This is a genomic window from Bacillus sp. S2(2019) (assembly GCF_005144805.1).
Lineage (GTDB): Bacteria > Bacillota > Bacilli > Bacillales > Bacillaceae > Bacillus > Bacillus altitudinis.
Genome location: NZ_SWFL01000001.1, coordinates 850,849 through 869,160, shown reverse-complemented (window position 1 = coordinate 869,160; position 18,312 = coordinate 850,849). Strand labels below are relative to the sequence as shown.

The following is an 18,312-nucleotide window of genomic DNA, read 5'->3' as shown; positions in this document are numbered from 1 at the left end:
TTCTTCTACATACATTATGATGACCAGTATGCCTATGTTTTATTCATGAGTTGTCTATAGGTAAACATTTCAAATTGTCTTTCGTTTTTGGTACTATAAAGGAAAAAAGAAAGAAAGGAACGAACTGATGTCCCTTCTAACTGTAAAAGATGTAACGGGTGGATATACAAAGAATCCCGTTCTGAAAAATATTTCATTTGAATTAGAAAGAAACCAAATCGTTGGTCTCATTGGCTTAAACGGGGCGGGAAAAAGTACAACCATTCGTCATATTATTGGATTAATGAAACCTCATAAAGGGGTCATTGAGCTGAACGGACGAACCCTTCAAGAAGATCAAGAGGCGTATCGTTCACAATTTACGTTTATTCCAGAGACACCTGTCTTATATGAAGAATTAACGTTAAAAGAGCATTTAGAGCTGACAGCGATGGCTTACGGCCTTTCAAAAGAACAATTAGAAGAACGTCTGCCGTCTTTGCTGAAGGAATTCCGAATGGAGAAGCGATTGAAATGGTTCCCTGCTCATTTTTCTAAAGGGATGAAGCAGAAGGTGATGATTATGTGTGCATTTCTTGTGGAGCCAGAGTTGTATATTATCGATGAGCCGTTTTTAGGGCTTGATCCGCTTGCGATCAACGCACTATTAGAACGTATGAATGCGGCGAAACAAAATGGCGCAAGTGTTCTGATGTCAACGCATATTTTAGCCACAGCGGAACGTTATTGTGATTCCTTTATTATTTTGCATGAAGGGGAAATTAGAGCGAAAGGAACACTGACAGAACTAAGAGAGCAGTTCAACATGAGAGATGCGACACTCGATGATCTTTATTTGGAATTAACAAAGGAAGAAAGCTATGAGTAAAACAACGCAAACCATTTGGAAATCACGATTAGAAGAACACGTACAAGAAACAAGAAAATATTTAAAATATATGTTCAATGATCATCTTGTGATTGTGCTCATTTTTTTCCTTGCAGGCGGGGCGAGCTGGTACAGTAATTGGCTGAAGCATATTCCAGCTCACTTCCCATCCTATTGGGTCATGGCAGTTGTTTTCTCATTGGTACTGACTAGTTCTTACGTGCGAACGTTGATCAAAGAGGCAGATCTTGTGTTTATGCTTCCTTTGGAAGCTAAGATGGACCCTTATTTAAAACAAGCGTTTAACTTTAGCTTCATTTCTCAGTTATTTCCTTTGATTGCCGTGTCCATTATTGCACTTCCGCTATATTCGGCTGTCTCCTCAGGCGATCTGATGCTATATGTGCTCATTTTGGCGCAAATGATCTTAATAAAAGGTCTGAATACAGCAATTCAATGGAGAATCACTTATTTTCAAGGGAAACATGTCAGATGGATTGATGCAGTGATTCGTTTTCTGCTCAATACAATGTTAATGTATACCGTTTTACAAGCAGCTTATGCCATTGCCATCGTCTTTTATCTTTTATATGCTGTCTATCTCATTTATCTAACAAATGCAGTAAAAAAACAGCCCTTTCAATGGGAATTGCATATTTCTGATGAGTTAAAACGAAAACAGCGTTTTTACCGCTTGGCAAACTTATTTACGGATGTCCCTCATTTAAAGAAACAAGTGAAAAGAAGGGCGTATATGGACTGGGTCTTGCAATTTGTCCCTTATGAACAGCGTAAAGCTTTTTCTTATATGTATGTGAGGGCGTTTTTACGTTCAAATGACTATTTTGGTCTAGTGTTTAGGTTAACGGTCGTGTTTGTGCTCATCCTCTTGTATACAGGTGCAGCAGGCTGGGTGGGGGCATTACTTGTCTTGTTTACAGTCTTTATCACAGGTGTACAGCTTGTCCCGTTAACAAAGCACTTTGCTCATCTGTCGTTACAGGCACTTTATCCTGTGTCTCAGCAAGAAAAAGATCGAAGCTTTTTTGTTCTCGTACGAAATGTACTCATCATCCAGTCATTTGTACTGAGCTCCGCCGTTTTCCTAGCAGGTGGATGGAAGGGAAGCGGACTTGCTCTTCTCATTTCACTGGTATTTGTGCTTGTCCTATTCAAGCCTTATGTACAAAGCAGATTAAAAAAGATGAGATAAGCGTTTTTTACAGCGAGCGTATGATGTCACCAAGGAGGGAACTGGGATGAATGCAGCTGAACGGGAACTGTATGAAGAGGCCATTTTTTTTCAAATGCGTTTTTTAAGAAAACCATCCAAGATCGAGCGGTTTTCAAAAGGCGTTCAGCAGCAAGTGAATCGCCGAATCCCTGCTCGATTTCATCAAGTCATCACAAGTGCGGTGAAAACAATGGTTGAATCCACCGTATCAGGAAGCCATTTTACTTCATTTACAGTCATTGATGAACAATTGTCTCTTGTAGAGCGAAATGAGCTGGCAAAGGAAAAGGTGACATATTATCAAAAGGCCGCTGCGATTGAAGGAATTGGCACAGGTGCGGGTGGATTGTTTCTCGGAATGGCGGATTTCCCTCTCCTTTTGAGTATTAAAATGAAATGTCTATATGAACTTGCTTGTATATATGGATTTGACTTGTCTCAAAAAGAGGAAAGGCTCTTTTTGCTTTGTATTTTTCAACTCGCCTTTTCAAGCAGTGCACACCGTCAAAAAATGATGAAACTCATTGAAGAATGGGAAACAACCCGGGAAGAAATGGATTGGTATAGCTTTCAGCAGGAATATCGAGATTATATTGATCTTGTGAAGCTGTTTCAATTAATGCCTGTGGTCGGTGCCGCTGTTGGCGGGGTGGCAAATCATCAGCTGACAGGACAGCTTGGTGAAGTCGCACGCCATGTGTTTCACTTGCGTGTGTTGAAAGAATTGAAATAGAAAAGCCGCTGGTGGCAGCGGCTTTTTTTTATTCATCGTAGGAAAGGACGGCATGAGCGAGTACCTTTGCTGCGACAGGCATTGCGTTTTCGTTAATATCAAATTTCGGATGGTGATGTGGATACACATCTTGGCTGTTTTCTGGCATAGCGCCTGTGTAGAAGAAAGTACCAGGAACATGCTGAAGGTAGTAAGCAAAGTCTTCTCCGCCCATTTGGGTTTCTGCTTCTTTTACTTCTGTGACTCCTTCTGTCTGTTTGGCTATTTCTGCTATATATTCAGTTGGTGCAGGGTGATTTTTGACTGCAGGATAGCCTCTTACATATTCATAAGTATAAGAGGCATCGTGCATGTGGCAGACACCTTTCACCACCTGTTCAATTTCACGTTCAATGATATGACGTGCACTCTCTTCAAAGGAACGTGCAGTACCTGTCAGCACGGCCGAATCTGCAATGACGTTAAAGGCATTTTCAGCGACAAATCCTCCTACAGATACAACCGCAGAATCAATCGGGTTGACTTTACGGGCCACGACCTGCTGAAGATTGGCTACAATTTGTGAACCGATGAGTACGGCATCTTTCGTCAGATGCGGCTGTGCGCCATGTCCACCTTTCCCTTGCACTTGAATAGAGAAACGATCGGCGGCTGCCATAAAGTTCCCGCTTTTATAAAGAACAGTGCCGCATGGCTCTGATGACCAAAGGTGAGTGCCGAAAATGACGTCAACACCGTCTAAACAGCCATCTTCAATCATTGGTTTCGCACCGCCGGGGGCATATTCTTCAGCGTGTTGATGAATAAGGACGATTTTTCCTTTTAATTGATCTCGGTGCTCATGTAAGATCTTCGCTAAGACGAGAAGTGTTGCTGTGTGGCCATCATGACCACATGCGTGCATGACGCCAGGTTTTGTTGAACGGTAAGGTACATCCTTTTCATCATGAATGGGAAGTGCATCAAAATCAGCTCTCAGTGCAATGGTCGGTCCAGGGGAAGCTCCTTCAATAAAAGCGAGTACACCATGTCCGCCTACATGTGTGCGTGTTGGGATATGTAATCTGTCATAATATTGAGCGATGTAAGCAGCTGTTTCCTCTTCTTGAAAAGAAAGTTCTGGATTCATATGGAGATGGCGTCTAATTTCAACCATTTCCTCATAATGTTCATCAAGACGTTCATTGATCCTTTTGTGTAAAGTGGATACTGTCATTGATCCGAAAACCTCCTTTAGGCTCTTTTACTGATTGTATGGTAATTGTTAGAATCTTTCAACAGAAGAGGATGTCGAGAATGATAGAAAAGGTCATTTTACATAAAAGTCGAAGGTTAAGTATGAAGCTTGAAAAAGGGGGAGTGGCATTGGGAAGCTGTCCAAATTGTTCAAAAGCATTTTCTTTCGTCGAAAAATTTCATTTATCGCATACGAGAATGATGCTTTGTCCAAGTTGCCGGCATCAAATCAAAGAAACGTTCGTTTCGAAGATGAGCTTTTTGATGATTTGTTTGATTCCACTGTTGGTACTACTTATTCAGATGAAAGGTGCTTCACCTATGCTCAAATGGCCAATCTTATTAGGATGGATCTTGCTGAATTTTTATGTACTTCAGCCAATCATTCATCGGTATGAGCTTAGAGAAAAGCGTTGAAAGCCCAGCAGTAGAAGGGCTTTTTTTTATGAAAAAAAGAAGTGCGAAGAGCAGCACTTCCCAGCGTGTAGACAAACCCTCGCATTCTTTGTCAGTCCTGCGTGCTGGTGCTCACGAATGTCAAATTCGCTCCGCTCCAGTACTCGTCCTTCCTAGACTGCAAAGGTTTTCTATCACGCTGAAAAGAAGACAAAGGGCTAAAATCAAGTTCATTTTAGCCCTTTGTCAACAATCTAAGAAGTGCGAAGAGTAGCACTTCCTCAATGGTCTATGACGGCATGATAGGATGTCAGATAGGCAGGACGAGAGAAGATGGAGCCAGTATCCTCGTGCGGCTGAAAGAACGCTTCTGACTCTTGAAAGTCTTGAAATAAGTCTTCAGATTCCCAAAGGGTCAAAATTAAGTACACCTCTTCATCCTTTTTTGGTCTTAACACACGAAGCGCCTGAAAGCCGCGCTGGTGTTCTGACATATTTGTTTTTTTCTGAAAGGTGGATTCAAAAAGTGCTCTGCTTTCGAGCTTTACAGGGATATGATTCAGCGTGACAAAGCCAGATTGGACGAGCCCACCTTTTGTATAAATCACATCATAGGCATGGGGTGCTTTAAAGACTGTCTCACCCTCCGTTTCATGAAAAAGAGCCGCTTGTTCCTTACCGACCGTATAAAGCAGATTTTCAAGATGATGTTTTTTTGCGATTTTTTGCAAAAAGTCTGCTGTTCCATATGTAATATAGAAATTCATCTAAACCGCCTCCTGCTTGATAGTATAACAAAAGAATGATATATAATTCTTTGGTAGTCAATCCATAAAACATATTATGAAGCAATACATCCCATACTATCCGTATAAAGGAATGAGGTGACCTAATTTGAAGAAAAAGAAGATAATCATTCCATTAGTCATTGCAGGAAGTACAATCGTGCTTTCATTTATTGGCTATCTGACCATTTTATTTTTAGGACATTATGTCATAGACGAAAAGAAGCTCGTTTTTCACGCTTCCTCGAAAATCATTGATCAGAATGGAAAAGAACTCACAAGCATGTATTCAGAAAATCGGGACCCTGTGTCATTAAAAGAGGTCCCAGATAAAGTGGCGAAAGCTTTTGTTGCTGTAGAGGACAAGCGCTTTTATGAGCACCACGGAATTGATGCACAATCGATTTCAAGGGCGGTTTATCGAGATATATTAGCAGGTGGAAAGGTAGAAGGCGGCAGTACCATCACCCAGCAGCTCGCCAAAAATATCTTTCTCACAAATGATAAAACGTTTCTTCGAAAAACAAAAGAAGTCATTATTGCGATCAATTTAGAAAGAGATTATTCAAAGGACAAGCTGCTTGAAATGTATTTGAATCAGCTTTACTTTGGTCATGGCGTCTATGGGATCCAAGCAGCGGCCAATTACTATTTTAGTAAAGATGTAAAAGATCTCACTGTCAGTGAAGGAGCTACACTTGCTGCCATGCCAAAGGCACCTTCAACGTATTCCCCTGTTCTACACCCAGATAAAAATAAACAAAGACGGGATACCATCCTGAATTTAATGAATGAACAAGGATATTTGTCTTCTACAGAAACAGTTGAAGCAAAAGGAAGAACACTTGGTATTCATTTAAAAAAGAAATCAGAAACCCCTTGGGTGGACAGTTATGTAGATCTCATGATTAAAGAAGCAGAATCACAGTATTCGATTTCGCATGAACAATTGCTTCAAGGCGGCTATACTATTACCGTACCAATCGATATGAATTTGCAAAAAGTTGCCTATGATGCGATGAAAAACAATCGTTATTTCCCGGGAAAAAGCGGGTCACCTGAAGGCAGCGCTGTGTTTATTGACAACGCATCTGGTGGTGTAAAAGCAGCAATAGGCGGACGAGAATATCAGGCAAGAGGCTATAACAGAGTCACAGCTGTTAGACAGCCTGGTTCTGTCTTTAAGCCGATCGCAGTATATGGTCCAGCGATGCAGGAGAAAAAATTCAGACCGTATTCACTGCTTGAGGACAAGGAAAAAAGCTATGACGGCTATTCTCCAAAGAACTACGATGGACAGTACGAGGGCAGGGTCACGATGGTAGAGGCTCTCATGAAAAGTAAAAATACGTCTGCCGTATGGACGTTAAGCCAGCTTGGCATCGATACCTCTAAATCCTATCTTGAGAAAATGGGAATGGATATTTCGGATAAAGGACTTGCCATAGCGCTTGGCGGGTTAGAAAAAGGGGTTTCTCCATTGCAGATGGCTGGAGCATTTCATACATTTGCAAATGAAGGCGTCTATAAAAAGCCATTCTTCATTCAGAAAATCACGAATGATGATGGTGAAACCGTTGAAAAAAATCGAAACAAAGAAGAACGAGTGTTTAGCGTACAAAATGCTTGGAATATGACAAGAATGCTTCAACAGGTCGTCAAAGGCGGAACCGCTCAGAGCGGATCATACGCTGGAGATTTGGCTGGTAAAACAGGCACAACTACGTATTCCGGTGTCAAAGGGGCAACGAAAGATGCTTGGTTTGCTGGCTACACGCCTAGTACAACAGGGGCAATCTGGATGGGGTATGACAAAACGGATAACAGTCATTATTTAACTGGCGGCAGTCAGTATCCAGTGCAGTTAATGAAAGATATTTTAACGACCGCTCAAATAACCAATGAAACATTCCAAAAACCAGAGGGAATTAAAGAACTTCAATCGCCAATCCATTTAGAAGGACTGTCAGGCTTTGAAGCACGTTATGCATTTAAAATCAAAGGGCTCTTTACATTGGAGCTGTCATGGGATGAACAGGAAGACAAACGCGTTGAATATCGTATTTATGAAAAGAGAAATGGAAGCGAGACCCTGATCGACTCAGTAACAGGAACAAACAGCTACACAATGCCGTATGCAAATGTGTTTTCAGATGTGCAGTATAAAGTTGTTCCATACAATACTCAAACAGAAGAAGAAGGCGAAGGTAGTGCTTATATCAAGCCAGAGGCTTTTGGACGTTAATATTCGGCGATTTTTTGAACATTGAGCCGCTTTAGTATACCGAGCCTTGAAAAAGCGGTATAGTAAAAGCAGTGTTTGAGCCTTATACAAAGAGAGTGTGAGGCGAAAGGTGGAATGAAAGGTAATGGGAAAAACGAAGGCTTTTAATGACACGTTCTTAAAGGCGTGCAAAGGGGAAAAAACAGACCATGTACCGGTTTGGTATATGAGACAGGCAGGACGCTCGCAGCCTGAATATCGTGTCCTTAAAGAAAAATACGGGCTATTTGAAATTACGCATCAGCCAGAGCTATGTGCTTACGTAACAAGACTTCCTGTAGAACAATATGGTGTAGATGCCGCTATTTTATATAAAGATATTATGACTCCGCTTCCAGCTATTGGAGTGGATGTTGAAATTAAAAATGGAATTGGACCAGTGATTGACTCGCCTATTCGGACAAAGGCAGATATCCAGCGTCTTGGAGAGCTTCATCCTGAAGAAGACCTGCCATATGTGCTTGATACGATCAAGCTGTTAACAGAGGAGCAGTTGAATGTTCCGCTGATTGGTTTCGCAGGTGCACCTTTTACGATGGCAAGCTATATGATCGAAGGCGGTCCATCTAAAAATTATCATAAAACAAAGGCGCTCATGTACAGTGAGCCAGAGACATGGATGCTTTTGATGAATAAATTAGCCGATATGACGATCACATACATACGCGCTCAGGTAAAAGCAGGCGTCCGAGCATTTCAAATCTTCGACTCTTGGGTTGGCGCTTTAAATGCAGCAGATTACCGGACCTTCATTAAGCCTGTCATGCAGCGTATTTTCACAGAGCTGAAGTCTGAAAACGTACCAATGATTATGTATGGTGTCGGTGCGAGCCATCTGGCGAAAGATTGGCATGACTTGCCGCTTGATGTCGTTGGACTGGATTGGCGTATGAGTATAGACGAAGCGCGAAAAGAAGGCTTAACAAAAACGTTACAAGGAAACCTTGATCCAACGATATTACTTTCTCCTTGGGAAGTGATTGAAGAAAGAGCAAAAGCGATTTTAGATCAAGGAATGAAATCAGATCAATTCATCTTTAACTTAGGTCACGGGGTATTTCCTGATGTCTCACCAGACACGTTAAAGAAGCTGACTGATTTTATTCACGATTATTCAGCTAAACATAAAAAGACATCCATCTAAATGATTTCAAATGATCCGAAGGAGTGTTGGTTGTGGAGAAAAAGAAAATGGGGCTACTTGTCATGGCATATGGCACCCCATATAAAGAAGAAGACATTGAACGTTACTATACACATATCCGCAGAGGCAGAAAGCCAGAGCCGGAGATGCTGCAAGATTTAAAGGACCGCTACAAGGCAATTGGCGGCATTTCTCCTTTATCAAAAATTACAGAACAGCAGGCAAATGGTTTGTGTGAACATTTGAATGAGATCCAAGACGAGATTGAATTTCATGTATACATTGGGTTAAAACACATCGAGCCTTTCATTGAAGATGCTGTCGCTGACATGCACCGAGATGGTATCACAGAAGCGGTGAGTATTGTCCTAGCACCGCACTTCTCCACATTTAGTGTGAAATCGTATAACAAACGTGCACAAGATGAAGCAGAAAAGCTTGGCCATCTGAACATTACTTCTGTTGAAAGCTGGTACGATGAGCCGAAGTTTGTGGACTATTGGGTGAAACAAGTGAAAGAGACGTATGCATCCATGAGTCAGGAAGAAAGAGATTCAGCAGTGCTGATTGTGTCTGCACACAGTCTTCCTGAAAAAATTATTGCAGCAGGGGACCCATACCCTGATCAGCTTGCACAATCTGCAAAAATGATTGCTGAAGGTGCAGGAATTGAGCATTATGAAATTGGCTGGCAAAGTGAAGGCAATACGCCTGATCCGTGGCTTGGACCAGACGTACAGGATCTCACGCGTGACCTATTTGAGCAAAAAGGCTATAAAACATTTGTATACGTGCCTGTTGGATTTGTCGCTGATCACCTTGAAGTGTTATACGACAATGATTATGAATGTAAAGTCGTCACGGATGAAATTGGTGCAGCCTACTATCGTCCAGAAATGCCAAATGCGAAACCAGCATTTATTGATGCACTGGCAGCAGTCGTATTAAAGAAGCTTAATGAAAGTAAGTAATCATATAAAAGAAGGCGATCCTATGCATGACAATCAAAAACACCTTGTCATCATTGGCGGTGGCATCACGGGTTTGGCCGCCGCCTTCTATTTGGAAAAGGAAATTGAAGAAAAAGGCCTTCCTCTCCAAATATCTCTTATTGAAGCGAGTCCTAGGCTAGGTGGAAAAATTCAAACATTATATAAAGACGGTTATATCATTGAACGTGGACCCGATTCATTTTTAGAAAGAAAGGTCAGTGGACCCCAGCTGGCAAAAGATGTTGGCCTATCTGATCAGCTCGTCAATAATGAAACAGGGCAAGCGTATGTATTAGTCAATGAAACCCTTCATCCGATGCCAAAGGGCGCTGTCATGGGCATTCCAACTCAAATCAGTCCTTTCATTACAACTGGGCTTTTTTCAGTTGCCGGAAAAGCACGTGCAGCGATGGATTTCGTTTTGCCAAAAAGCAAACAGACAGAAGATCAATCTCTTGGGGAATTTTTTAGAAGACGTGTGGGTGATGAAGTGGTGGAGAATTTAATTGAACCGCTACTATCAGGCATTTATGCTGGTGACATTGATCGCCTGAGCTTAATGTCTACCTTCCCGCAGTTCTATCAAACAGAACAGAAGCATCGTAGTTTGATTCTTGGGATGAAAAAATCACAGCAGCATGCAAAAGCGCAACAAGTGACAGCGAAAAAGCAAGGACAGTTCCAGACAATCAATCAAGGGCTGCAAGCACTTGTTGAAGCGGTCGAAAGTAAACTCAAGCTGACGAAGATTTACAAAGGGACAAAAGTGACCCAGATCGAAAAAGCCGAGGGAGGTTATGGCGTTCAATTAGACAGCGGTCAAACGCTTTTTGCAGATTCTGCCATTGTGACAACTCCTCACCAATCGATCTATTCCATGTTTCCAAAAGAAGCAGGGCTTGAGTACTTGCATGACATGACATCGACTTCTGTTGCAACAGTTGCACTCGGATTTAAAGAAGAGGATGTTCACAATGAATATGATGGCACTGGTTTTGTCATCTCAAGAAATAGTGATTTCTCCATTACAGCATGTACGTGGACAAATAAGAAATGGCCTCACACTGCACCTAAAGGAAAAACATTGCTTCGTGCATATGTTGGGAAAGCTGGCGATGAATCAATTGTCGAACAGTCTGATCATCAAATCGTGAGCATCGTGCTGGAGGATTTGAAGAAAATCATGGATATTAAAGCAGATCCAGAGCTGACGACAGTGACTCGCTGGAAAACAAGCATGCCGCAATATCATGTGGGTCATCAAAAACAGATTTCGACGATGAGAGAAACGTTTAAGCAATCATATCCTGGTATTTATATCACGGGTGCTGCATTTGAAGGTGTTGGGATTCCTGATTGTATTGATCAAGGAAAAGCTGCCATCTCAGAAGCTGTATCTTATCTATTTTCATAAAAAACAAACTCCCTTTTCTGTCATGGAAAGGGAGTTTTTCATGTTCGTATGTTTAGAAAAGAGTGGTGAATAATAAAATTGAACAAAGTTGTTGCATCTGACGAAAAAGATGTGGTATATTACTTTCTGTACTTAATGACCGAAACGTTCAAATAGTCATTTTGGGAGTGAGATCATGAGTGTTGATAGGAGACAAATGATTTTAGATGGAGCAACAAAGGCATTTACCCAGTTCGGGTATAAAGCCACGACAATGGACCTTGTAGCAAAGCTTGCCAACGTCGGAAAAGGAACGATTTATACCTTTTTTAAAAACAAAGAAGAGCTGTTCGATGAAATTTTCACATCACTGTTAATGGAGATGAGGAAAATTGCAGATGAAGCAATAGATGAGAAGAATAGTTTCTCTGAAAACCTTCACTTAGCACTCTTTGCAATATTAGAATTTCGAAAAAACCACCAACTTACAATTAAAATCTTTCAGGAAAATGCAGAGCTTGGCACATCAGCAGTGAAAGAAATGATTGAAAAAATGGAGCAGATGATCATTCGCTATATTAAAACAAAAGTAAAAGAAGCGATTGAAAAAGGCGACATTAAGCCCTGTGATCCTGAATTGACGGCATTTGTGATGGTGAAACTATATATTGCACTTATTTTTGACTGGGAAAAGCGATATGAGCCTTTAACAAAAGAAGAGGTCGCTGAATCGCTCGAGCTTTATGTACTAAAAGGACTGTCTGCAACAACATAATTTTTTTTAAGTTCAAATGACCGAATTCTTAATTTAGTCATTCATCAATGGGAGGAAAACAGCAATGAATGTAATTCGGAATCAATGGAAAGACATTGTGACGAGCAAAAAACTACTGATCCCGATTTTAGCTGTCTTATTTATTCCACTGATTTATAGTGGTGTATTTTTAAAAGCTTACTGGGATCCATATGGTACAGTTGATCAATTACCTGTAGCGGTTGTCAACTTGGATGAAGGTAGTCATTATGACGGCAAAACCCTTCAAGTGGGCGATGATTTAGTGAAGGAATTGAAGAAAAACGATAGTTTCAAATGGCATTTTGTTGATAGTGAAGAAAAGGCCATCAAAGGGTTAAATAACGAAGACTATTATCTCGTCGTCGAGATTCCGAAAGATTTCTCGAAAAATGCGAGTACAGTACTAGACAAACATCCGAAAAAATCGAATCTGAAATATTATACGAATCCAGGCGCAAACTATGCTGCGTCTCAAATTGCGAATAACGCCATTATCAAATTAAAAGATTCGGTTTCAAAGGAAGTCACAGAAAATTATGCAGAGGTCATCTTTGATAACTTCAAAACGATTGCAAAAGGATTAGATCAAGCAAGCGATGGAGCGAAGAAAATTGATGACGGAACAAAAAGCGCAAAAGACGGTAGCCAAAAGTTAAAAGACAATTTGGCGAAATTGGCAGAAGGAACGTTAACGTATAGCGAAGGTGTTCATCAGTTTGCAGGAAAAATGGGTGAACTGAACACTGGAATTCAATCTCTTGATAGCGGTCTTGGTCAGCTCTTAACAGGCTATCAAACGCTTGATCAGAAATTTGGTGAGCTTGGCACAGGAATTGATACATTGACCGAAGGGTTAAACACAAGCCGTGAAGGACATGAGCAGCTTTCTTCTAAAATGCCGCAATTCACAGCAGGCATTGAGCAGCTGAACAATAAAGCACAGTCATTTTCAGAAAAAATCGCTGCTGTGGAGAAAGTATTGTCTTCACCTGAATTAGCGAATCTTGAAAAGATGGCGCCTAAGATTGATCAGGTGAAAAAAGATGCAAAAACGTTTAGTACCAAACTTGCTTCTTTAAAAGAAGCATTATCTAATCGAGATGCAAAAGTAAAAAGTATTATTCAAAACAGCTCGATGACAGATGAAGAGAAAAAGGCGGCAATGGATCAGCTAGACAGTCTTCCTACAATCGAACTGCCTGATTTGTCTGGTCTTGAGCAAAGCTTAGCGGCGCTGCAGGAACTGCCTGACGCAAGTGAAGTTCAGTCTGCGGTTGCATCTGCAAAAGCACAGCTACAGCAAGTCAAGCAGCTGCCAGAGAAAACAGAACAGCTGTATACATCGACAGTCGCCATACAAAATGCGATTGATCAAATGACATCCGGTACGAATAAATTGTATCAAGGTGCACTGAAGCTTCAAACGGGACAAGGGAAATTACAAGATGGCCTGCAAACAGCAAATGGAAAGCTTGATACAGCGAAAAGTGGTGCGGATAAACTGGCAAACGGATCAAGTCAGCTTAGTGCAGCATTGAATAAACTAGAAAGTGGATCAGCGAGTATCCAAAGCAACTCTTCTAAACTAGCTGAAGGGTCAAAATCCCTTGATAAAGGATTAGGTGACTTAAAAAGTGGGACTGGAAAGCTTTCTGATAAGCTAAAAAGCGCTGCAGATGAAACAGGAGACATTGATGCGGGGCAGGACAACTACAATATGATTGCAAGCCCAGTCAAAACAGAGAATGATACAGCGAAAAAAATTGATAACTATGGAACAGGGCTCACACCATATATTTTATCAATGGGACTCTTTGTTGGAGCTCTTATGCTGACTGTTGTATTCCCAATGAAAGATCCTGCAGGACGCCCTAGAAATGCGTTTGAATGGTTTGTCAGCAAATATAGTGTGCTTCTCTTAGTCGGTATCTTGCAGGCAGTGATTGCAAGCACCATGCTGATCTTTGGGCTTGGACTTGAAGTGGAAAGCCTCTGGCGCTTCTATCTCTTTGCAATCATCGTCAGTCTGACATTCCTAGCGATCATTCAGCTTCTTGCGACGACGATGGGGAATCCAGGACGCTTCATTGCCGTCATTATCTTGGTTCTTCAGCTTGCAGCAAGTGCGGGTACATTCCCGCTTGAGCTTGTACCAAAATTCTTCCAAGTCATTCACAGTCTGCTTCCAATGACGTATACCATCAACGGATTTAGAACGATCATTGCAAGCGGTGATAACAGTTATTTATGGCACCAAGCAGCGATTCTTGGAACAGTAGCCATCATCATGATGGCTGCAACAACAGCATACTTTGCTTGGAACATAAGAAAAATGAAACAAGAAGAAGCTTAATCAAAAAAACCTTTCTCTTCCATGAGAAAGGTTTTCAGCGTGTAGACAAACCCTCGCATGCGGTGTCAGTCCTGCGCTTCGGTGCTCACGAATGTTAAATTCGCTCCGCCCCGATGCTCGTCCTTCCTAGCATGCAAAGGTTTTCTATCACGCTGAAAAGAAGACAAAGGGCTAAAATCAAGTTCATTTTAGCCCTTTGTCAACAATCTGAAACCTTTCTCTTCCATGAGAAAGGTTTTTTTGATTAGAAATTAGACATCAGGAACCCGAAGCGATATATTTTAAGAAGGATGCTGAAAAAAGGCATGCTTGGAAAGAATTTCTTTTAGATGAAGGAGGATATGCCGAATGACAACGGAAGTAAATGAAACGGTTCAGCTTATTCAAAAGCTTGTGTCGATCCCAAGTCCATCAGGAAATACTGAGAAAGTGATTGGCTTTGTCGAACGTTTTTTACAAGATTTACATATTGAAACGAAGCGAAATCGAAAAGGCGGATTAATTGCCACCCTAAAAGGAACAGATGACAAGGAACACCGCATGCTGACAGCACATGTCGATACGCTCGGTGCGATGGTCAAAGAAATTAAATCAAATGGCCGGCTGCGTCTTGCACTCATTGGAGGCTTTCAATATAACTCGATAGAAGGCGAGTATTGTGAAATTGAAACAGTAACAGGCCGTACATACACAGGTACCATTCTGATGCATCAAACGTCCGTTCACGTATATGAGGATGCTGGAAAAGCGAAGCGAAATCAAGAAAATATGGAGATTCGCTTAGATGAGAAAGTGAAAAATGCAGACGATGTGCAAGCACTCGGCATTCAAGTAGGAGACTTTATCTCATTTGATCCTAGAGTGGAAGTGACGTCTTCAGGTTTTATTAAATCAAGACACCTTGATGATAAGGCAAGTGTGGCGTTGTTGCTGAGATTGATTCACCGCATTCAAACAGAGAACATCACATTGCCGCATACGACACATTTCTTAATTTCAAATAATGAAGAAATCGGATACGGTGGGAACTCGAATATCCCGGAAGAAACGGTGGAATATTTGGCCGTTGATATGGGCGCCATCGGTGACGGTCAATCAACCGATGAATACAGTGTGTCGATATGTGTGAAGGATTCTAGCGGTCCTTATCACTATGGTCTCCGCAAACATCTAGCAGCATTAGCTGAGGCAAATAAAATCGATTACCGCCTTGATATATACCCTTATTATGGCTCAGATGCGTCAGCAGCGATTCGAGCAGGGCATGATATCATTCATGGACTGATTGGACCTGGCATTGACTCTTCGCATGCCTTTGAAAGAACCCATGAAGACTCCTTGATTCATACAGCCAATCTTCTGTACCACTATGTTCAAAGCAAATTAATCACAGTATAAAAAAAGAACCCCATGATCGGGGTTCTTTTTGATTAGCTTGAAAGTTGTGTTGGCTCAGGTACATCTTGTCCAGTCATCACGCGGTGTCCTTTTTCAGGGTCATATTGCCCTTCCCATTTAGACATCACGACAGCTGCAAGTGCATTACCAGTTAAGTTGACAACGGTTCTTGCCATATCCATGATACGATCAACACCTGCAATAAAGGCTAGACCTTCAGCAGGAACACCAATCGTTCCGAGTGTTGCAAGTAATACAACAAAGGATGTACCAGGAACGGCAGCCATTCCTTTTGATGTCACCATCAGTACAAGGATTAGTGTGAGCTGCTGTACGATCGTGAGGTCAATGCCATATACCTGCGCTAGGAAAAGCGCCGCAATGGCTTGATACAAGACGGAGCCGTCCAGATTAAACGTATAACCAATTGGGATAACAAAAGAAACAATTCCTTTTGGACACCCGATGCGCTCCATTTTATCCATGACTCTCGGTAAAACTGTTTCAGAGCTGGATGTACTAAAGGCGAGAAGCATTTCGTCTTTCATGTAAGCAAGAAATCTGAAAATATTGACGCCAATCATCTTTCCAATAATTCCGAATACAACGATAAGGAAGAGAGCGAGCGCAAAATAAACAAGACCTACGAGCTTACCTAATGAAACGAGAGATTCAAGACCAAATTTTGATACTGTCACACCAATGAGCGCGAACACACCAAATGGTGCAGCTTTCATCACAACATTGACGACATGGAACATCGCATGTGACACACCTTCAAAGAAGGCGAGCACTGGTTTGCCGCGTTCACCAATCGCTGAAACGCCAAGTGCGAATAATACAGTGAAGAAAATAATCGCAAGCAAATCACCTTCCGCCAATGATTGGAAGAAGTTCGTCGGAACGATATGAAGGAACGTATCAGCAACTGATTTACTGCTTTGTTCTTTTTCCGTTTCAACATACTGGCTAATATCCTGTTTTTCTGTATGTCCAAAGTCAACGCCTGCACCTGGTTGAACAAAGTTCGCAAGCACAAGACCAAGGATGATCGCAAACGTTGTGATAATTTCAAAATAAAGAATGGTTCTAAAACCAAGCTTCCCTACTTTTTTACCATCACCCGCACCTGCAACACCTAAAATTAAGCTAGATACGACAATCGGAATGACAATCATCTTAATGAGTCGTAAGAAGAAGTCTCCAATTGGTTTTAAATATGTCTCAACACCAGGGTTACCGAAAAAGATCGCACCAACCACGACACCGAGAATAAGACCGATTAGGATTTGAGTAGCTAATCCAAATTTTAATTTTTTCATAGATTTCCTCCCTAACATATTCATTAAAGGGATATTCCCATTATATTAAGTTTTAATATATGAATTAAAGTATAACTAAAATTAAAGAGGTTCGTCCACGATTAAATTATATTAAGAAAATACAAAATTATTTGAAAAAATGGACACTTCGAACCCCCTTCGTTGTTTTAAGTCAATAAAAAGTGCCTTCCGAACTAAAAGTCATCATATGAAAATACTAAAAAACCCTTCTGTACCAAGGGTTTTACCTTTTTACCTATTTTTCAGAAAAAATAAAAAGCACTTTTGACTCCAACTGACGATGGAGGAAAAAAGTGCTTTTTTATTCTATTTATTACCTTATTTAAGATAACTTACTTGTGAGCATTCCTCACATTCATTACCGTAACACTCGTGCTGTTCCATTAAATCATTTCCACATTTTGTGCATTTTTTTGAAGGCAAATTTCTAAAAAACTCAGTGATTTTTCCTAGCATTTGTCATCCTCCAATACGTTTTATTGCTATCATTGTATTATAACAGATTAATAATTGTCAATCTGTTTTGTAACAATAGGCAAGAAGAATGCTTTTTTTATGAAAAATGGGTATATTGTAAGAAGGGGATTTTTTGAAAAGGAGGAAATATGACGATGAAATTAACCGTGATTGGCTGCTACGGAGGATTTCCAGCAGCTGGTGAAGCCACATCAGGTTATCTTTTTGAATCAGATGGTTTTCGTCTGCTTGTCGACTGCGGGAGCGGAGTTCTGTCAAAGCTTCAGCAATACATTGATATAGAAGAACTAGATGCTGTACTCCTTTCTCATTATCATCACGATCATATTGCAGATATCGGACCTCTCCAATATGCGAAGCTAGTGGGTTATCATTTAGGAAAAAGCAGTGGTCCGCTGACGATCTACGGACACACCGGGGATCAAGCAGCATTTCAGCGGCTCTCTGATGATGTACATACAAAGACAAAACCTTATCAGCCGGAAGAGGGCATTCAAATCGGACCATTTCAAATTGATTTTTTGAAAACGGTTCATCCGGCAGAATGCTATGCGATGAGAATTCAGGCACATGAGGCTGTGGTGGTGTATACAGCCGACTCCAGCTATCAGGATGCATTTATCCCTTTTAGCAAGGATGCAGACTTACTTATTGCCGAAAGCAACTTTTACGCCGGACAAGACGGATCGGGTGCAGGACATATGAACAGTACTGAAGTAGGGAAGCTGGCTAGTGAAGCAAATGTTGGGGAGCTCATCATCACCCATCTGCCTCATTTCGGTCGGCATAAAGACCTAGTCAATGAAGCACAGGCGTTATATACTGGCAATATACAGCTTGCCCATTCAGGGCTTAGATGGAACAAGGAAGGAAGATAGAG

15 protein-coding genes are annotated in these 18,312 nt (G+C 41.2%); 11 read left to right on the top strand and 4 right to left on the bottom strand.

Annotated elements, in window-relative coordinates:
- Nucleotides 1–127: 127 nt before the first annotated feature.
- Genes FBF75_RS04415 through FBF75_RS04405 form a run of 3 tightly spaced genes read left to right on the top strand, consistent with a single transcriptional unit; the run spans nucleotide 128 to nucleotide 2,835 of the window.
- A complete protein-coding gene (locus FBF75_RS04415; protein WP_008348877.1) occupies nucleotides 128–868 on the top strand; it encodes an ABC transporter ATP-binding protein in 741 nt (246 codons plus the stop codon).
- Nucleotides 861–2,081 carry an ABC transporter permease gene (locus FBF75_RS04410; RefSeq protein ID WP_076821949.1) on the top strand — a complete coding sequence of 407 codons (1,221 nt, stop codon included), beginning with the start codon at nucleotides 861–863 and terminating at the stop codon, nucleotides 2,079–2,081. Before FBF75_RS04415 ends, FBF75_RS04410 begins: the two co-directional genes overlap by 8 nt.
- Before the next feature lie 46 nt (nucleotides 2,082–2,127).
- Nucleotides 2,128–2,835, top strand: a complete 708-nt coding sequence (locus FBF75_RS04405) for an EcsC family protein (protein WP_061418577.1) — start codon at nucleotides 2,128–2,130, stop codon at nucleotides 2,833–2,835.
- Between the two features lie 28 nt (nucleotides 2,836–2,863).
- On the opposite strand, the gene FBF75_RS04400 is transcribed toward FBF75_RS04405, so the two are convergent.
- Both FBF75_RS04400 and FBF75_RS04390 read right to left on the bottom strand, forming a co-directional pair.
- Nucleotides 2,864–4,051 carry a M20 family metallopeptidase gene (locus tag FBF75_RS04400; protein WP_008348870.1) on the bottom strand — a complete coding sequence of 396 codons (1,188 nt, stop codon included), beginning with the start codon at nucleotides 4,049–4,051 and terminating at the stop codon, nucleotides 2,864–2,866.
- A 697-nt stretch (nucleotides 4,052–4,748) separates the two neighbouring features.
- Complete coding sequence (locus tag FBF75_RS04390; RefSeq protein WP_136944474.1) at nucleotides 4,749–5,234, bottom strand: antibiotic biosynthesis monooxygenase family protein; 486 nt, start codon at nucleotides 5,232–5,234, stop codon at nucleotides 4,749–4,751.
- Nucleotides 5,235–5,361: 127 nt separating this feature from the next.
- Between FBF75_RS04390 and FBF75_RS04385 the strand changes: the two genes are divergently transcribed.
- The 7 genes from FBF75_RS04385 (at nucleotide 5,362) to FBF75_RS04355 (ending at nucleotide 15,612) form a co-directional block, all read left to right on the top strand.
- Nucleotides 5,362–7,497 carry a transglycosylase domain-containing protein gene (locus FBF75_RS04385; RefSeq protein WP_136944473.1) on the top strand — a complete coding sequence of 712 codons (2,136 nt, stop codon included), beginning with the start codon at nucleotides 5,362–5,364 and terminating at the stop codon, nucleotides 7,495–7,497.
- A 124-nt stretch (nucleotides 7,498–7,621) separates the two neighbouring features.
- A complete protein-coding gene (hemE, locus tag FBF75_RS04380) occupies nucleotides 7,622–8,680 on the top strand; it encodes a uroporphyrinogen decarboxylase (protein WP_136944472.1) in 1,059 nt (352 codons plus the stop codon).
- A gap of 32 nt (nucleotides 8,681–8,712) precedes the next feature.
- A complete protein-coding gene (gene hemH / locus FBF75_RS04375) occupies nucleotides 8,713–9,651 on the top strand; it encodes a ferrochelatase (RefSeq protein WP_017366949.1) in 939 nt (312 codons plus the stop codon).
- Between the two features lie 22 nt (nucleotides 9,652–9,673).
- Nucleotides 9,674–11,086, top strand: a complete 1,413-nt coding sequence (gene hemY, locus FBF75_RS04370) for a protoporphyrinogen oxidase (RefSeq protein WP_048002574.1) — start codon at nucleotides 9,674–9,676, stop codon at nucleotides 11,084–11,086.
- Nucleotides 11,087–11,261: 175 nt separating this feature from the next.
- Nucleotides 11,262–11,840 (top strand): TetR/AcrR family transcriptional regulator, encoded by a 579-nt coding sequence (locus tag FBF75_RS04365; RefSeq protein ID WP_007497184.1) that lies wholly within the window; start codon nucleotides 11,262–11,264, stop codon nucleotides 11,838–11,840.
- 64 nt (nucleotides 11,841–11,904) lie between these two features.
- Nucleotides 11,905–14,214, top strand: coding sequence for a YhgE/Pip domain-containing protein (locus FBF75_RS04360; RefSeq protein WP_136944471.1), 2,310 nt, complete (start codon nucleotides 11,905–11,907; stop codon nucleotides 14,212–14,214).
- A 348-nt stretch (nucleotides 14,215–14,562) separates the two neighbouring features.
- A complete protein-coding gene (locus tag FBF75_RS04355) occupies nucleotides 14,563–15,612 on the top strand; it encodes a M42 family metallopeptidase (RefSeq protein WP_025207042.1) in 1,050 nt (349 codons plus the stop codon).
- 32 nt (nucleotides 15,613–15,644) lie between these two features.
- On the opposite strand, the gene FBF75_RS04350 is transcribed toward FBF75_RS04355, so the two are convergent.
- Together FBF75_RS04350 and yhfH are read right to left on the bottom strand one after the other, a co-directional pair.
- Nucleotides 15,645–16,934 (bottom strand): cation:dicarboxylate symporter family transporter, encoded by a 1,290-nt coding sequence (locus FBF75_RS04350; protein WP_008348850.1) that lies wholly within the window; start codon nucleotides 16,932–16,934, stop codon nucleotides 15,645–15,647.
- Nucleotides 16,935–17,273: 339 nt separating this feature from the next.
- Entirely contained in the window at nucleotides 17,274–17,411 is a 138-nt protein-coding gene (gene yhfH / locus FBF75_RS04345) for a protein YhfH (RefSeq protein ID WP_008359029.1), read from the bottom strand.
- 155 nt (nucleotides 17,412–17,566) lie between these two features.
- Here yhfH and FBF75_RS04340 point away from each other — a divergent pair, with 155 nt between their 5' ends.
- On the top strand, nucleotides 17,567–18,310 hold the full coding sequence (locus tag FBF75_RS04340; protein ID WP_056705114.1) for an MBL fold metallo-hydrolase: 744 nt from the start codon (nucleotides 17,567–17,569) through the stop codon (nucleotides 18,308–18,310).
- Nucleotides 18,311–18,312: the final 2 nt, after the last annotated feature.

What these genes read in the sequence shown, in the direction of transcription:
- FBF75_RS04390 (WP_136944474.1), bottom strand. Translation starts at nt 5,234, where the DNA reads ATGAATTTCTATATTACATATGGAACAGCAGACTTTTTGCAAAAAATC.
- FBF75_RS04360 (WP_136944471.1), top strand. Translation starts at nt 11,905, where the DNA reads ATGAATGTAATTCGGAATCAATGGAAAGACATTGTGACGAGCAAAAAA.
- FBF75_RS04340 (WP_056705114.1), top strand. Translation starts at nt 17,567, where the DNA reads ATGAAATTAACCGTGATTGGCTGCTACGGAGGATTTCCAGCAGCTGGT.
- hemY (WP_048002574.1), top strand. Translation starts at nt 9,674, where the DNA reads ATGCATGACAATCAAAAACACCTTGTCATCATTGGCGGTGGCATCACG.
- hemE (WP_136944472.1), top strand. Translation starts at nt 7,622, where the DNA reads ATGGGAAAAACGAAGGCTTTTAATGACACGTTCTTAAAGGCGTGCAAA.
- FBF75_RS04400 (WP_008348870.1), bottom strand. Translation starts at nt 4,051, where the DNA reads ATGACAGTATCCACTTTACACAAAAGGATCAATGAACGTCTTGATGAA.
- FBF75_RS04410 (WP_076821949.1), top strand. Translation starts at nt 861, where the DNA reads ATGAGTAAAACAACGCAAACCATTTGGAAATCACGATTAGAAGAACAC.
- FBF75_RS04350 (WP_008348850.1), bottom strand. Translation starts at nt 16,934, where the DNA reads ATGAAAAAATTAAAATTTGGATTAGCTACTCAAATCCTAATCGGTCTT.
- yhfH (WP_008359029.1), bottom strand. Translation starts at nt 17,411, where the DNA reads ATGCTAGGAAAAATCACTGAGTTTTTTAGAAATTTGCCTTCAAAAAAA.
- FBF75_RS04405 (WP_061418577.1), top strand. Translation starts at nt 2,128, where the DNA reads ATGAATGCAGCTGAACGGGAACTGTATGAAGAGGCCATTTTTTTTCAA.
- FBF75_RS04415 (WP_008348877.1), top strand. Translation starts at nt 128, where the DNA reads ATGTCCCTTCTAACTGTAAAAGATGTAACGGGTGGATATACAAAGAAT.
- FBF75_RS04355 (WP_025207042.1), top strand. Translation starts at nt 14,563, where the DNA reads ATGACAACGGAAGTAAATGAAACGGTTCAGCTTATTCAAAAGCTTGTG.
- FBF75_RS04365 (WP_007497184.1), top strand. Translation starts at nt 11,262, where the DNA reads ATGAGTGTTGATAGGAGACAAATGATTTTAGATGGAGCAACAAAGGCA.